The organism is Staphylococcus sp. HMSC14C01 (genome assembly GCF_001808085.1).
In the GTDB taxonomy this organism is placed as follows: Bacteria; Bacillota; Bacilli; order Staphylococcales; family Staphylococcaceae; genus Staphylococcus; species Staphylococcus hominis.
Window position 1 is genome coordinate 71,528 of the sequence record NZ_KV792027.1, and the last position, 16,382, is coordinate 87,909.

20 protein-coding genes are annotated in these 16,382 nt (G+C 30.3%); 2 read left to right on the forward strand and 18 right to left on the reverse strand.

Annotation, left to right across the window (positions count from 1 at the left end):
• Nucleotides 1–90: 90 nt before the first annotated feature.
• From HMPREF3131_RS04670 to HMPREF3131_RS04745, 17 genes are all read right to left on the reverse strand, one after another.
• Entirely contained in the window at nucleotides 91–597 is a 507-nt protein-coding gene (locus tag HMPREF3131_RS04670; protein WP_049434580.1) for an SA0570 family protein, read from the reverse strand.
• Between the two features lie 132 nt (nucleotides 598–729).
• Nucleotides 730–1,524 (reverse strand): alpha/beta fold hydrolase, encoded by a 795-nt coding sequence (locus HMPREF3131_RS04675; protein WP_017176033.1) that lies wholly within the window; start codon nucleotides 1,522–1,524, stop codon nucleotides 730–732.
• Nucleotides 1,525–2,229 carry an HAD family hydrolase gene (locus tag HMPREF3131_RS04680; RefSeq protein WP_017176034.1) on the reverse strand — a complete coding sequence of 235 codons (705 nt, stop codon included), beginning with the start codon at nucleotides 2,227–2,229 and terminating at the stop codon, nucleotides 1,525–1,527.
• Nucleotides 2,230–2,287: 58 nt separating this feature from the next.
• Nucleotides 2,288–3,244: a FecCD family ABC transporter permease gene (locus HMPREF3131_RS04685; RefSeq protein ID WP_017176035.1), complete on the reverse strand. Its 957-nt coding sequence runs from the start codon at nucleotides 3,242–3,244 to the stop codon at nucleotides 2,288–2,290.
• Nucleotides 3,245–3,434: 190 nt separating this feature from the next.
• Nucleotides 3,435–4,355 (reverse strand): ABC transporter substrate-binding protein, encoded by a 921-nt coding sequence (locus tag HMPREF3131_RS04690; RefSeq protein ID WP_049434582.1) that lies wholly within the window; start codon nucleotides 4,353–4,355, stop codon nucleotides 3,435–3,437.
• A gap of 203 nt (nucleotides 4,356–4,558) precedes the next feature.
• Nucleotides 4,559–5,062 (reverse strand): DUF805 domain-containing protein, encoded by a 504-nt coding sequence (locus HMPREF3131_RS04695; protein ID WP_049413747.1) that lies wholly within the window; start codon nucleotides 5,060–5,062, stop codon nucleotides 4,559–4,561.
• Nucleotides 5,063–5,137: 75 nt separating this feature from the next.
• Nucleotides 5,138–5,899, reverse strand: coding sequence for a MerR family transcriptional regulator (locus tag HMPREF3131_RS04700; protein WP_070436496.1), 762 nt, complete (start codon nucleotides 5,897–5,899; stop codon nucleotides 5,138–5,140).
• Nucleotides 5,900–5,989: 90 nt separating this feature from the next.
• Nucleotides 5,990–6,637 carry an endonuclease III domain-containing protein gene (locus tag HMPREF3131_RS04705; protein ID WP_049413743.1) on the reverse strand — a complete coding sequence of 216 codons (648 nt, stop codon included), beginning with the start codon at nucleotides 6,635–6,637 and terminating at the stop codon, nucleotides 5,990–5,992.
• Between the two features lie 79 nt (nucleotides 6,638–6,716).
• Entirely contained in the window at nucleotides 6,717–8,378 is a 1,662-nt protein-coding gene (gene argS / locus HMPREF3131_RS04710) for an arginine--tRNA ligase (RefSeq protein WP_002448884.1), read from the reverse strand.
• Nucleotides 8,375–8,791, reverse strand: a complete 417-nt coding sequence (locus HMPREF3131_RS04715; protein WP_049379664.1) for a YwiB family protein — start codon at nucleotides 8,789–8,791, stop codon at nucleotides 8,375–8,377. Before HMPREF3131_RS04715 ends, argS begins: the two co-directional genes overlap by 4 nt.
• Nucleotides 8,792–9,109: 318 nt before the next feature.
• Nucleotides 9,110–9,250 (reverse strand): hypothetical protein, encoded by a 141-nt coding sequence (locus HMPREF3131_RS11300; RefSeq protein WP_162837134.1) that lies wholly within the window; start codon nucleotides 9,248–9,250, stop codon nucleotides 9,110–9,112.
• Between the two features lie 106 nt (nucleotides 9,251–9,356).
• Complete coding sequence (locus tag HMPREF3131_RS04720) at nucleotides 9,357–9,575, reverse strand: VOC family protein (protein ID WP_049379665.1); 219 nt, start codon at nucleotides 9,573–9,575, stop codon at nucleotides 9,357–9,359.
• A 221-nt stretch (nucleotides 9,576–9,796) separates the two neighbouring features.
• Nucleotides 9,797–10,303, reverse strand: coding sequence for a YwhD family protein (locus tag HMPREF3131_RS04725; RefSeq protein ID WP_002488571.1), 507 nt, complete (start codon nucleotides 10,301–10,303; stop codon nucleotides 9,797–9,799).
• Between the two features lie 72 nt (nucleotides 10,304–10,375).
• Nucleotides 10,376–11,680: an HD domain-containing protein gene (locus HMPREF3131_RS04730; RefSeq protein ID WP_170999975.1), complete on the reverse strand. Its 1,305-nt coding sequence runs from the start codon at nucleotides 11,678–11,680 to the stop codon at nucleotides 10,376–10,378.
• A 57-nt stretch (nucleotides 11,681–11,737) separates the two neighbouring features.
• Nucleotides 11,738–12,214, reverse strand: a complete 477-nt coding sequence (locus HMPREF3131_RS04735; RefSeq protein WP_002488589.1) for a GNAT family N-acetyltransferase — start codon at nucleotides 12,212–12,214, stop codon at nucleotides 11,738–11,740.
• A 94-nt stretch (nucleotides 12,215–12,308) separates the two neighbouring features.
• A complete protein-coding gene (locus HMPREF3131_RS04740; RefSeq protein WP_002488563.1) occupies nucleotides 12,309–12,845 on the reverse strand; it encodes a flavodoxin family protein in 537 nt (178 codons plus the stop codon).
• Between the two features lie 148 nt (nucleotides 12,846–12,993).
• Nucleotides 12,994–13,929, reverse strand: coding sequence for an aldo/keto reductase (locus HMPREF3131_RS04745; RefSeq protein ID WP_002488560.1), 936 nt, complete (start codon nucleotides 13,927–13,929; stop codon nucleotides 12,994–12,996).
• A gap of 156 nt (nucleotides 13,930–14,085) precedes the next feature.
• On the opposite strand from HMPREF3131_RS04745, the gene hypR reads away from it, so the two are divergent.
• Nucleotides 14,086–14,526 (forward strand): redox-sensitive transcriptional regulator HypR, encoded by a 441-nt coding sequence (gene hypR, locus HMPREF3131_RS04750; protein ID WP_002488600.1) that lies wholly within the window; start codon nucleotides 14,086–14,088, stop codon nucleotides 14,524–14,526.
• On the forward strand, nucleotides 14,513–15,835 hold the full coding sequence (gene merA, locus HMPREF3131_RS04755; protein WP_002488570.1) for a hypothiocyanous acid reductase MerA: 1,323 nt from the start codon (nucleotides 14,513–14,515) through the stop codon (nucleotides 15,833–15,835). Before hypR ends, merA begins: the two co-directional genes overlap by 14 nt.
• Before the next feature lie 63 nt (nucleotides 15,836–15,898).
• On the opposite strand, the gene HMPREF3131_RS04760 is transcribed toward merA, so the two are convergent.
• Nucleotides 15,899–16,240 carry a YuzB family protein gene (locus HMPREF3131_RS04760; protein WP_002455691.1) on the reverse strand — a complete coding sequence of 114 codons (342 nt, stop codon included), beginning with the start codon at nucleotides 16,238–16,240 and terminating at the stop codon, nucleotides 15,899–15,901.
• Nucleotides 16,241–16,382 lie beyond the last annotated feature (142 nt).

Below are 16,382 nucleotides of genomic sequence, written 5' to 3' on the forward strand. Positions count from 1 at the left end.
CAGATGGAATTCGTTATCCTACTTCTATATATTTCATTATCTTTTAAATGAAATCGATGATACGTAACTTTAACTAACTACTTCATTACATTATTTATTAATGTCAATACGATATAGTTTTAATACTTTGTCTTTAGGTGCGCTTGAACCAAATTGATAGCTTGTTTTACCGTTTTGAATATAAGCAAAATTGCCACTTACACTATTATATTGAACGCGTTTAATGGCTTTTTTACCTACACTTTGTGCTACTTTTTGATAAGTTGGACCATTGGCTTGATTATAAGTCATTGATACTCTAGTTACATAACCAGTATTTTTTTTACCGATTGCAGTAACAACTAATACACCTTTGTTTGTATGGAATTCATAGTATTTTTCTTGATTATTTGGATTATATGAATAAATAGGTGTGCCATAGTGATTAATAACATTTTTAATTGATTCACCTATAGTCACATTTTCTAATGTTTTTTGACCTTGAGTTAATTGTTGTACAGTCTGAATCGAATTACCACTAGCTGCTTCAGCATGATTATAGCCTACTCCTGTCATTACTAGTCCAGAAACTAATAGGGCTGTTGCTAACTTTTTCATAAGCACTCGCTCCTTTTTCTTTTATGCTTAATTACAGTATACCCTATTTATGACCAAAATAACAGAAACATTACAAAAACATTACAAAATATTTCATTTTTATAATGTATTAATATTGGTAAACAATACTATTTAGTGTTGAGGCATATGTTTTTTTATAAAAGGTGTCACATCATGGATAAACTTCTCTTGTTCTTCTTCAAAAGGATACATGCTTGACTTCGAATACACTTCGAAATGTACATTTCCTATTAAATCTGCTACTTCTTTAGATTCAAGAGATGTTATTCTTTCTCCATAAGCACTTGCAACTATAAATGTGGGTTTAGTGATGTACTCAAATACTTCTGCAATTCCTCTTTGTTTAAATACTTCATCTACTGCTTCTGTCTCTTCTTTAGTAGAAATTGAATTAGTATCTTCGACATTTTTTAAGAACTTATTCACTTTACGATGTTTATAATAGCGATGTTTATCTAAAAACTTCTCTTGTTTATCTTCATTCCAGTTACGGATTTTATGTGCGTATTTTCTAAACAATCGTTCTTCTGGTAACTCTCCTTCAATAGATGTCGGATTGATCATTGTTAACGAAGATACATACTCTGGATATTGCTTTGATAAATGCGCAATAATTGTAGCACCCATTTCATGACCAATAAAAGCCGCTTGATCTATGTAGAGATAATCTAATAATAAAATAATATCATCTGCAAATTCATTGAATTTAATATGTCGTGGTTTATCTGAATATCCATGACCACGTAAATCCAATAATACGACTTGAAATGTTTTTGAAAGTGCATGAGCTAAATTTTGAAAAATTGAAGCATTTTCAAACGCAGTATGTACAAGCACTACTGGGTATCCTTGTCCCATAGTATTGTAATTTAATGTAAATCCACCTTTTCTTGTAAATAATTCCATTTAATTATCTCCTTTTTTTTGTTTATTTATGGATAAAATCGTTAAGAGCTCTTCTATTGTTGTAATGATATAATCTACTTCTTCTTCTAAAGGTTCTAATTCAGCATTTTCTTGTTTATACCAAACGCTTACCATTCCCATAGCACGTGCAGGAGCAACATCATTTAAGGCATCATCTCCAACATACATAATTTCTTCTGGTAAAACGCCGAGTTGATCAATCATATCTTCAAAAATACGTGGGTGAGGTTTGCGATAACCTACTGTTTCAGAAGTTGATAAATAATTAATCACGTGTTCTATTCCTAATGAATAAATCCGAAATTGTTTAATCTTTGATTTCCCGTTTGCAATTACACCGAGTAAATAATCATGCTCTGACAACTTTTCAAGTGTGTATAATGTATCGTAGTATGGAAATACATATCGATAGAAATGCATTTCGAAATCATGAAATAAATCTTTCCATTTCAATCTATCGATGTGAAATTGTTTTATTATCTCCTTATATACATAAGGTTTATCGTTATCTTCATCATCATCTAATTCTATAAATTTATGTTTAAAGTCAGCAAGTTGTACATGTACAAAATAATCATGAAAACGTTCATATTGTTCTTCTATAAATTTATCTCGAGACTTAGTTCTATCCAATAATGTGCCTTCTAAATCGAACACAACTGCTTTGATTTGGCTTAAGTCCATTTTTATTTACCTCTTATCACTATAATTATTCTTATTTTAATAATTTTTGTTCACTTCACTAACGTGTTGTATTAGATTGAGTGACTAAAATATAAAATAATATGGGTATCCCAACAAGTGATAAAATAATACTTGCTGGAATTTGCACTGGATTAATAACAATCTTCCCTACAACATCAGCGAATAGCATCGTTAATGCACCTATCAATATGTTTAATGTCATTTGTATAGCAAGACTATATTGAAAATAATATCGTCTAATTAATTGAGGTACAATGATGCCAATAAAACCTATAACACCTATAAACGCTACTGCTATAGCTGTCATAATAGATGTTAACAAAAGTACAATAAATGTTATCCATTGCACATTTAACCCTAGAGACTTACTTTTAGCTTCTCCTAATTGCAAGAGCTTAATTGGTGTAACTAAACTATATATCACAATAATGATTGGCAAAGAAACCATTGTAATATAAACGAGCTCATTCATTTCGGCATTCGCAAATCCTCCGAAATAATAGGCTAACATACGATTCGTACGTTCTGGTTTAATGAGTGTAAGTATATATATTAATGCATTAAAAAAAGCGCCTACCATAAGTCCAGATATGATGAGTACTCTAATTGGAAAATTTCTAGACAATACGATTGTCATTATAACAACAAGTAAAAGTGTCGTGATACTAAAAATGATAGAAAAAATTGGAATAAATAGAAAAGATACACCTAAAAATATAGCTAAACTTGATCCAAAAGTCGCTCCACTCGCTAAACCAAGTGTAAAGCTATCTGCTAAAGGATTATTTAATACCGTTTGAAATAATTGACCCGTCAACGTTAATATGGCTCCTACCATAAGTGCCTCAAATGTTCTAGGAACTCTAACCTTAAAAAAAATCATTTGATTAAATGCTTGATGTAATGACCCTAAACCCCAAAAAAGACTTATAGCTATTATAATACATAAGCAAAGTGTCCAAACTGAAAATGTTAAATATAGATGTCGTTTCATTTCCACTCACATTTCAATTATTATTTATTTCTTATATTACAATGAATATATCCTTACTACTAATTAAAATAAGATTACAAAATGATTCTTTCTCTGCTTTGCTAAACTTACAAGAATATATGTTGTATAAAAAGCCTACAACATTGTCAATATCGTTGTAGGCTTTTGAAAAGTCTCTCATCTTAACGTTTTAACGTTTATAAATTGCATCACGTAATTCTTTCATACCCTCATCAATACGAGGTCCTGGTCGTGAAATTTCGTCACCATTGACTGTTTCCACACGTTCATTTTTTACTGCGTTGACTTCAGAGAAACCATCACGTTCTTTAATCACTTCATAATATTCTTCTTTTGAAATACCTTCAGTTGAAATTAAAATATCAGGATTTTTTCTAATAATACTTTCTTTATCTACTGCTTTCCATCCACTAACATTTGAAAATACATTTTTTGTATCTAGTTTTTCTATCATATCATTGAAAAAGGTTTCTTTTCCTGCTGTATATATTTCAGGTTTTGAAGACACTTCTATAAAAACACTCTGTTTTTTATGATGTGCTGGAATTGATTCAATTACTTTTTGAACATTATCTTTTGTTTCTTTGACTAACTGTTTCGCCTCTTTTTCACGATGCGTTACTTTACCTACTTGCTCAAATGAATTGTAGACTTGATTTAAAGACTGAGCGTCTTTAACATATACTACCTTCACACCACTATCAGCTAAACTATCAAGTGTTTTTTTAGCAGATGATTTTTGAGATTCATGAGCTAAAATCAAATCAGGTTTAGCTTTTAAGAGTGCTTCCTTATTTAAGTTCATTGCATCAAATTGTTGCTTGCCTTTTTTCACGTTTTTTGGATAATCATCAACTGTTGATACACCTATAATATTTTTTCCAAGACCAAGTCTATATAATATTTCAGTATTACTTGGAATCAAAGATATAATACGATGATATGTATGAGTATTATTATTGTGATCCGTTGTTTTTTGCTCAGTTGAATGCGTAGAATGATGTCCTTTTTCACTCGATTGATTTTGTCCACATGCTGCTAAAACTAATACTAATGTAAATAAAATAATCCACAGCTTCTTATTGTTCATTTATAAACAATACCTTCCTTTCACAATTTTGTTTATTTCATATATTTATCATACCAAATTATTTATATCATTAATTTAATTCTATAAATTTTTATTGTGTAATTTTATATTATTGGTTAAACTTAATGATTTAATTCTATTTCAAAATAAAAAAAGAAGGAAACAGATTTCAAAATACATTCTGTATCCTTCCTGTTTTCATACTATACAGTAGCTATTTTAGGATTTGGGCCATACTTATTTGTCCCCTCATCACTATCTTTTATTGTAAATGCAAAAGTAATCACAAGAATAATAAGTAAGACTAAAGACATCGCTGCCACCATAATTCCTAATTCAAGCGCAATCATTCCGTTGAAAAAACCATCAATTGAAATACCGTATGTTCTATCTACAATACTTGAAATTTTTCTGATTGATGTAAAAATTAAAATAATAAGAGGTAGAACCATTGTGTGCCCTGTATCATGTAAACGACGTACCGTCATCGTAAACGTTCCTATAAAAATAATGATATCAATGATTTCATACACAATATCAAAAAATGTATGCCCTCCATTTAACCCCAAAGTAATGATATTAAAAAGTAAACTAATAATCACTAAAATAATACAATTAGCTAAAATAGCAAACCAATAATGGCGTCTTCTAGTTCGACTTTTTATATTAAAATAATTTTGCCAAAATAATTTGAACGCTTCTATCATGTTTAAGCTCCTTTTATTCATCAGATATATTATATATATATCATCACATATTATAGAACTTAAAAACATCTTTTATTAAATATCATTCCGAACCGCATCAGCAATATACTGATTTAAATTATCGTGTCGTTTGTTATTAATTGTTTTAGCAAATCGCTCATCATTCTCATAAATCGAGGCAATATATTCTAAAAATTGTTCATCTACGTTAGGTACTTGTGTTTGAAGAATATCTTTTAGTTCAGAAATTGCTTGTTTAACCTGTACATGATTTATTTTATAGTTTGCAATAAATAATTCATTCATTTTATCAAAGAATGAATGTAACCTCTCCATTGTTTTCTTATTTTTTTGTTGTTTTTCTGTAGAATTCAATCGTTTTTGATTCTCTTTAAAAGCTTGATAATAAGGAGTATGACTATATTTCATTTCAGCTTCTTTCTCATATTGATTCTGTATATTATCATTATTCCATTTACTCATATTAATCTCCTCTTTTCTACGATTAACGAGATGATGATTAAGAAAATGAATCATTTTGTTTAATTGATCTCTTTGTGCAACAATACGCTGATAATTATTTTCTAATATTATATTTTTCTCTTCTATACTGTTACTAAAATAAAGTTGAATATCTGCTAATGATAAATTCAGTTCCCTTAGAAATTGAATGGTCTGTAATTTAGAGATGTCCTTAGAAGAATAATAACGATAACCATTAGATGCAATATAAGTGGGCACAAGCAACTCGATTTCATGGTAATAATGAAGTGTGCGTTTAGTTACTTCGGTAATTTGACTCACGTCATTGGGTGTAAAATATGCCTGATTTTCCATTCTGACATCCTGCCTTTTTCTTAATCTATTTGTTTCACTACTCTTTTCATCTCTCTATAAAAGAGACTAAGCTATGACGTCACGTCAAGGTCAATCCATTTTTGTAAAATATTGATCTAAGAAATGATATCTTTGTTCAATAGAACCATTAAAATAATTTTTCCCAAAATTATCTAGTAAAGCATGAAATTCATTTGCATCTTGATTTGTAAAGTTTGGAGGTAATTCGACATTTCTTTTTAATTTATCGTAATTCTCAGTATTGGCATAACCGAGTTTTTTATATAACCGACGTGTATAATGATCAGGAATAAATTCAACTCTCTCAAAAATATAGACTAGCAATACATCTGCTGTTTCACTTCCAATACCGTGTAGTTTAAGTAATTCATTTCTTAAACGTTCTCCATATACTTCATTAATTTTGCAATAATCAAACTGATATTGATTTAACCAGTTGAATAATGTAGAAATTGCTTTTGATTTATTATTATAGAAACCACTAGAGCGGATTAATATTTTTAGTTCTTCTATCGGCAGATTTAATATGTTTTGCGGTTCAAAATGGGTTGCTTCTTTCAGCCGTCTAAGAGAAAGTACAGCATTATTCCAGTTTGTATTTTGAACTAATATAGCACCTAATATCATCTCTTCACGTGTATCTGCTGGCCACCATCCTTGAGGCCCCATATGTTTTAATAATGCTTTGTAAAGTTGTTCTGTAGTCATCATTGACATCTTTTTACCTTTCTATAAAAAATAAACACCTTCACAAATAAATATTCGTAAAGGTGCTTTTAACTTAAAAGTATTTATATTACATTGATTCTGGTGCTGATACACCCACTAATGCTAATGCGTTGTGTAATGTAATTTTAACAGCTTCAATAAGAGCAACATGTGCTTTTGTTTTTTCAATATCATCAGATAATACCTTTTCAGCGTTATAGAATTTATGGAATGCTGAAGCTAGGTCTTGAATATAATTAGTTAATCGATGTGGTGCACGACTTTCAGCAGCACTCTCAATTGTAGGCTCAAACTCTGCTACTTTCTTCAATAAATCAATCGCTTTTTCATTTGTAATGGTACTAAAATCAGCGTTTTTGTCTATTTCAATCCCTTTTTCTTTAGCTTGTTTTAAAATCGAACAAATACGTGCATGTGCATATTGTGCATAATAAATTGGATTATCTTGAGATTGCTCTTTTGCAAGTTCCAAATCAAAATCAAAGTGCGAATCAGGACTACGCATTGTTAAGAAATAGCGCGCCGCATCAATGCCTACTTCATCCATAATTTCACGTAACGTAATTGCATTACCTGTACGTTTACTCATTTTAACTTCTTCGCCATTTTGCATTAAACGAACCATTTGCATAATTTGAATTTCTAAACGATCGCTATCTACACCAAATGTTTCTAAACTTGCTTTTAAACGATTAATATAACCATGATGATCTGCACCCATTAAATCAATTAAAATATCATTGCCACGATTAATTTTATTGTAATGATACGCTGTATCAGGTGTAAAGTACGTATAGTTACCATCTTTTTTGATTAGTACTCTATCTTTATCATCCTTAAAGTCTGACGTACGTAACCAAGTGGCACCATCTGCTTCATACGTATAGCCTAACTCATGCATTTTTTCTAATGTATTATCAATCGCACCATTTTCGTATAGTGATGTTTCACTAAACCAATTATCAAAATGAACATTGAAATCTGATAAATCTTTTTTCAATTTATCCATTTCATAATCAACACCCAGTTGTCTAAATGTTTTTAAGCGTTCTTCATCAGAGTAATCTTTCATTTCCGGATGTTTTTTGGCTAAGTCTTTACCAATTTCGACAATGTCTTTACCATTATAGCCATCTGCTGGCATTTCATGGCTTGTATCCCCTAATGCCTCAAAGAAACGTGTTTCAATTGAACGTGCTAAATTTGTAATTTGATTACCAGCATCATTAATATAATATTCACGTGTTACATCGTAACCTGCTGCAATTAAAATATTTGCTAGTGAATCACCTACAGCAGCATTTCGAGCATGTCCAATATGTAAGTCACCAGTTGGATTTGCTGATACATATTCTAATAATATTTTTTTGTTTTTTGGTTCTTCTGCATAACCAAATTTATCACCTTTTTGAATTGCTTCTGAGATGACAGCTGTTAAATATTGATTATCTAAATAAAAGTTGATAAATCCTGGCCCAGCGATATCTACTTGTTTTACATTTGCTTTACTTGTATCTAAATTGTCTACAATAGCTTGAGCAATATCGCGTGGATTACGTTTAGCAATTTTAGTTAAGACCATTGCAATATTAGTAGAATAGTCTCCATTTTTAGTATCTTTAGGGATTTCAACTTTAATTTCAGGAATATCTTCTGCTAGATTTGCTTTTTTTATACTTGCTTCAATTTCTTGTATTAAAGTTTTCTTTACTTTTTCAATAATATTCATTCGCCTATCTCCTTATACTTAATTTCATATTGATATGAGCCCATTTTTTCGTCATTTTGATGTAATTCGTATTGTATTTTTAATTTCCCACCATTTTCATTTACAAAATGTAAAATACTCTTAGTTCTTACTATTAATGGAATGCGTCCTGCTGGTATAGTATAAAGTGTTGTAGTGTCCTTACCTTCAACGAAGTGTAAGTTCATATTGATATCACCTTTACGTATCAACTTCACGCCATTGTCTTCAATTTTAATTGTTACATTAACAACTGCACTTTCAATTTGTTCTTGATATCGAATATAATCGGCATGTTTTTGTTGCCATGATCCTTGAGAAGAAAACTCAAATGTTTGTTTTTCTCCATTTTGTTTTAAGACTTGTTTCGTTTGAATGTGTATATTCTTATCCAACGTGTGACTCACCTTAATCTTTAAAATATTACACCACATTATAGCATAAATCCTATAGTGCTTGAAGTTAACAAAATTCTATCAACATTAGTTAAATAGTTATCATAAAAAAGAGAGTAAAACAAAAGTCATGTTGTGTTCATTGTCCCATTTAAGTCCTTGCCTCAACACAATTAAAAAATCTTGATATCCTATGTTTTTAATTTAATTATCTACTTCTATATAATGAAAAAGAGCCTAAGACGCTTATGTTTTAAGTCTCAGACTCGATTTTTTTCAAGTTATTATTTTTTGAATGTCACCATTAGTATCATAGTATTACTTTTTTCTTTCTAATATGTCCGTTTCTGATTCAAGTTCAACAATATCATAATGATACTTTTCTAAAAGTGTTCTATATTTATAGAAGAAAATGATGCCGAAACCGATTGATGCTACAAATAATAAGATATTTTTCATTTGTTGTCCTCTTTACTCCATAAATTAGCTATAATCTTTTAAATAATTATATCATTAAATAACATTTTTATACATTTCTTAATAACTAAATTTGATTAGGTGTACCTTATTTCCCAGGAATAAATACTTTTGCCTCACTATCTTCTCGATAATAATACCCATTAGGGATCGCTTGCAATTCAATCAATACATTAAAAGGCGCTTTGATATAAACGCTTTTACTGCCTTTAGTATCTTCATAAGTTGAATTATCATGTGTTTCAGACAAAGGCTCAGCCCCTGCACGCTTGGCATCTTCGAGTACATCTTCAATGTGATCTACCATTAATGATATATGATTAAAGCCTAAATCTTCTAATTTAAGCAGAAATTTTAATATGAAGATTTAAGAGTTATTAGTAAACAAACTGAACAATCTTTTCAACAGATTTATCATAATGTAATGAAATCAGTTTATCATTTTTATAATGTTGGAGATACATTAGAAAAATAAAACTCGAGATACTCAGTCATTTAATATGCACTACTGAGTGTCTCGAGTTTTTTCTAATCAAATGCCTTGAATAACGCTTCGTTTGAGTTATTCCACATCGTTTCATTATGGGATATTAAAAAATCTTTTAATATCTTTTTATTTTCTTCACCAATTTGATCAATAATAACTTGATGTTTCATAGACTTATCCATCATATTGACATGTTCTGGCATACTCTTATAACCTCGACGAATACTTTTATTTACAAGTAAATAACATGCAGTGACGCCCGCGTAATAAGGACCATTTTCACCACGTTCAGTAGTCACCCAACATAACCAATATTCCTTAGCTTCTGGACCTTCCACTGATTCTTTATCAGTAATCCACTTTACGCCTTTTTCTACTTCCGCACGTGCATGCATACCGCCGATATCAAGAAATGCTTCTTTATTTGCAACATCGATAAATACAGGTGCAATATTATCTAAACTAATTGCTCCTATATTTGTACCTTTATGACCATCTAGAGGATCATTTTTTATAATATTAAATTTAAACCCTTTATTTTCTGCCACGATGATTCCTCCAATACTTCTTTACCTTTTCACACTTGCTATTAAATCATAGCGTATATTATCAACAAATATTTAATTTAATTCATTCAATAAATTAATAATTGAACCTTTCACTTCTGGATCTTTAATATTAAGAATCATTTCTTTAGGATAGTATAGTTTATAGTCTTCTCGATTAATCCCAGTAATACTTGAAATGACTAACGATTGGCTACTAATTTCTTTAATACTACCATTTCGTCTTAACAAATGGATAGGTTGTCGATTAGAACCAGGTCGATCATAATCATATGGTAAATCCGAAAAAGCTTCACTAACAAAATAATATTCCGGATCAATGCCACCTTCAATAAATAAATCCTGTAATTCAGTAATTGTAATAATCGAACCATCAAATGGAATATACTTAAAGAGATCACGATTAATAAATCGACGCGCTAAATCACTTAAGATCTCATCTTCTTCATGTATCCATTTCTTCAAATAAAATAATACAGTTACTTCATCTAATTCTACATACTGATCAATTGTAATTGTGCCTTCAAAAAATGGAATAAATTCTTTTGGATACATTTTAAATTGATAATCTTCTTTATAAAGCTGTTTGACTCGCTTAAGACAATTATTTAATAGTACTTCTCCACCACGACTTACGGGATGAAAATAGATTTGCCAATACATTTGGTAACGACTCATAATAAAATTTTCTACAGCATGCATACCACTTTCTTTAATAAGTACTTCATCTTTTGATGGTCTCATTAATCGAAGTATACGCTCCATATCAAATGTACCATATGATACACCTGTGAAATAAGCATCACGTTGCAAATAGTCCATACGATCAGCATCAATTTGAGATGAAATCATGGAAATGACTAATTTATTTTTATGCGTTTTATTAATAACATCGGCTACTTCCTGAGGAAAGGTCTCAGACACTCTACTTAATACTTCGTTAACCTCAGTGTTTCCAGTAATAATTTCTTGGGTAAACGCTTCGTGATCCGTATTAAATATCTTCTCAAAACTATGTGAAAACGGCCCATGACCCAAATCATGTAATAAAGCTGCACATAAAGCAAGGGGGCGATCTTTATTATTCCATGCTTCACGCCCAACAAATGATTCATCAATCATACGTCTTACAATTTCATAGACTCCTAAAGAGTGTCCAAAACGACTGTGTTCTGCAGTATGAAAGGCAAGGTATAATGTACCTAATTGCTTAATACGACGCAAGCGCTGAAATTCTTTAGTTTTAATTAAATCCCATATTAGTTGATCTTTAACATGAACATACTTATGAATTGGATCTTTAAATACTTTTTCTTCAGCTAATTTTTTAGTTACATAAGATGATTGTGTCAAGTTCATCCTCCTCTTTCATACTTGCTTTCATCAGTAGTAATATGAATTTAAGTTGATTAATTCTTATAATACTTTCTTCATTAATGCTAAATCTAATTGTTCACCATACATTTCTGGTTGATATGAACGAACTATTTCAAAACCATGATGTTGATAATAATGAATAGCTTCTTTGTTCTTATTATCAACTTCTAAAAAGACCGTATCATATTCATTTTCAAATTCATGTAATCCTTCTTCAAGTAAACTTGTTCCATAACCTTTATGTTGTACACCTGGGTGAACATAATGTGCGGCTAAGTATAATTCTTTACCATAGATAAAGTTAGCAAATCCTACAATTTCATTATTTTCTTCAACAACTAAAAAAAGTTGATCTTCTAATCGCTTTTTTAAATGGTGTTCATTATACGAAGCTGCTAATAATTCATTAATTGTTGATACTGCATAAATATTTAAATACGTATTATACCAAGCTTTTGTAGCTACATCTCTTATTGCTATAACGTCATTAGTTGTCGCTTTTCTAACTGTATACATGCTTCATTCTCCTGACATTTTATTGTAATTTAATAACAAAATTATATCATAGTATATTAATAAACGCTTTCACTCAACTTTAAGATGCATCTTATTAAGACAGTACTGCATTCCATTCCTGTGCTCTTTCTAGAGCATATACATCTTTCATAACATCTCCAGGTCTTTCTGCTGTACCAATAATATAACCATTTAGGTTTGCTCCGAGAAAATCTAAACTATATTCTAACTGTTTAATGCAAGGTTTCGCTTTTACTTTCGGACAATCTCCCCCAACTAAGATTAATCTAAAATCAATGTTAGACATTTTAGTTTTAAAATCCTGATATTTAGGATCGATTAATGATTCTGACCAATGATCGATAAATGCTTTTACAGATGCTGACACACTATACCAATACACAGGTGATGCAAAAATAACTGTATCACTTTCAAGCACTTGGTCAATAATCAATTGATAATCATCTATGTATGACTCAATTTGCTTTGATTCATGTCTATAATCTCTTACAGGTTTAAAATGATATTGTGTTAAATCAATCCAATTATATTGTTTTCCTTCTAGAGCATATTGTGTTAATTGAGCAGTATTTCCTTGTGGACGACTTCCACCAAATAATACAGTAATCATGTATCTTACCTCTTTTTTAATTTATATTATTAATGTGTTTTTTCTATTTACTTATTATGTACCCCATCTTTTTACTTTTATTTATAATAAAAACTCCTACACCTATATAAACGGTGTAGGAGCCATTATTACTTTTATTTAACGTACTTTATTCAACTGGGAATAAATCATCTATTTTCTTAATTTCTTCTTCAGTCAGTTCAATATTTGCTGCTTCAATGTTTTCTACAACTTGATCAGCACGTTTCGCACCAGGAATAACAACATCAAGTGATGGACGTGTTAAGTAGAATGCTAATACAATATTAGCAATACTTGTATTATGAGTTTCAGCAATACTTGATAATTCTTTTACTCGACGTACGTTATCATTGAACACTTCTGGTTGGAAATCACGACGAGTTGCACGATGATCATCGAAAGTTTGATTTTCTTCATACTTACCAGCTAAAATGCCAGAAGCTAATGGGAAATATGGTACAAAAGTAATATCATTTTCAGCTGCGTATTTCATTACTTCTTCATTTTCACGATGTAGTAAATTATATTCTAATTGAACAACATCCACATATCCGTCTTTATTCGCCTCTTTAAGTTGATCTAACGTAAAGTTTGAAACACCTATTGCTTTAATTTTTCCTTCTTTTTTAAGTTCTTGTAATGCTGCCACAGCTTCATCTTTTGGTGTATACTCATCAGGAAAATGAATGTAATACAAGTCAATATAATCCACTTGCAAGCGTTCTAAGCTCTCTTCAACTTGTTGTTTTAAATAATCAGGTTGGTTATTTTGAACAACATCGCCATTATCTTTAATAACATGTGATCCTTTAGTTGCAATTTGAACTTTTTCACGAGGATATTCCTTTACAACTTCTCCTACAAGTTCTTCTGAGCGTTTAGGTCCATAAATAAACGCAGTATCAATTAAAGTAATACCATTATCAATAGCTTTTCTAACGACATCTTTTCCTTGCTCTTCATCTAAATTGGGATATAAATTATGTCCTCCGACTGCATTTGCACCTAATGCAACTGGAAATACATGAACATCAGATTTTCCTAATTGTACAAATTCTGCCATGATATTCACCACTCCTTAAAAATGTAGTTTCTATTTATAGTTTACCCGATTAGTAATGATAAATTCATTCAGTAGTGTTTAAAACATTAAATTTGACATATGTTTTATTTTATATTTAAATGTAACTAATAAAGTTACATTTAGGAGGTGCATCATTTGAATTTAGAATTTAACATTGCCGTTCACGTACTTAGTTTTTTAGTAAAGCACGACAACCAACAATTCAGTAGTCAATCTTTAGCAAAATTAACTTGCCTCAATCCAGTTCAATTACGTAGAGTGACTACTGTTTTAAATCAATACCAGTTTATTAATACTTCCCGTGGTAAAAATGGTGGATATAGTGCAAATCATTCAACTGCTAGCATTAAACTATCAGTACTATATCGTATATTTGTGCTTGAAAAAGATAGCCAACAGCGTATTTTCACAGGTCATGAGCAGAGCGATTGTGAAATATCAAGAAACATAGCAAAGACCATGTCACACTATAATCAAAAGGAACATCGTGTTATTTTAAATTTTTATGATACCCTCACAATTAATGATGTAATTAATGATACACTTCAGGAGGATACAACATATGACACATTATAATTTAATCGTTATTGGTTTTGGTAAAGCCGGAAAAACACTTGCCAAATATGCATCATCACAAGGACAACAGGTTGCTTTAATTGAACAGTTTACAGAAAGCTATGGCGGTACATGCATAAACCATGGCTGTATTCCATCTAAAGTGCTTGTTAATGATGGTATTAAACATGTCGATTTTTCAACTGCCTTTTCAAGAAAAAAAGAAGTAGTCAAAGCATTAAATCAAAAAAACTATTTAAACTTAGAAAATGATGAAAATATTACCTTGTTAAACTTTAAAGCACAATTTAAATCTAATACAGAAGTAGAATTAATTGATGAAAATGGTAAGTTAGTTCAAACACTGACAGCAGATAAAATTTTAATTAATACAGGTGCAAAATCTAATATTCCAAATATTGAAGGTATAGACTCAGCACAAAATGTATATGATTCAAAAGGACTATTAAATATTTCTTATCAACCTAAAGAATTAGTGATTATTGGTGGAGGATATATTGCATTAGAATTTGCCTCAATGTTTCAAAGCTTTGGTACAAACGTAACTGTACTAGAATATAATAAACAATTTATGGCCAGAGAAGATCAAGAAATAGTCACACACATGATTAATGATTTTAAAGATAAAGGCGTACGTTTAATTACTAATGTTGAAACAAAAGCATTAAAAAATGAAGGTGATTTGACAACAGTTGAAACCTCACAAGGAAACTTTACTGGTGATGCAATCTTACTTGCTACAGGACGTGTACCAAATACAGATTTAGCTTTAGACAATACAGATATTGAGTTAGGCACTCACGGAGAAATAAAAGTAAACAACCATCTACAAACCTCTGTATCACATATTTATGCTGCTGGAGATGTAAAAGGTGGATTACAATTCACTTATATTTCTTTAGATGACTTTAGAATTTTGAAATCTGAATTATTCGGTGACCGTTCACGACACACTGAAAATCGTGGTACTATCCCTTATACAGTATTTATCGATCCACCGCTTTCTCGTGTTGGTATGACCGCTTTAGAAGCACAAAAATTAAATTATAATTACGTTGAAAACACTTTATTTATTAATACTTTACCAAAACACAAAATTAATAACGATGGTCGCGGTCTTTTCAAAGTTGTAATCAATAAAGATAATAATGAAATATTAGGTGCTACTTTATATGGTAAAGGTTCTGAAGAAATTATTAATTTAATTAAACTTGCTATCGATCAACATATTCCTTATCAAGTATTACGCGATAATATTTATACTCATCCAACAATAGCTGAATCATTTAATGACTTATTTAATATTTAATTAAAAAAAGCTCGTAAACCCAATTTTTAATGAGTTTACGAGCTTCTTTATCATCGATATATATTATTTACTTGCTTTACGCTTTGCTAATTTTTCTTTTAATTTTCTATCTTGTTCTTCTTTACGACGCTTACGTTCTTCATTACGTTTTCTCAAACGTTCTTCTTCTTCAGGATCACGTGGTTTTTTTAATTGTGCAGTCACTTTTTCCATAAGTTCATCTTCAGTCAATGCAGCAAGTGGGCGATTATTAACAAAAGCAAATGTCTTACGACGACCTGGACCACAGTATGACTGACAGCCTATTTCAATTTCAGCATCAGGATCTAATTTTTCTAATTTTTTCTTTAATGATTTTAAGTTAACTGCCTGACATTCGTCACAAATCAAAAATTTATTCTTCACTTCGCTACCCACCTTTACATTATTTTCTCTTATATTTACTTCCATTCATTTATTACAACTCTAATTATTTTACTCTTTTTAATTAAAAATTCAAGCACTAAAAAAGATTTGCTATAAATAAAAAGCAAGACATATATTTTCT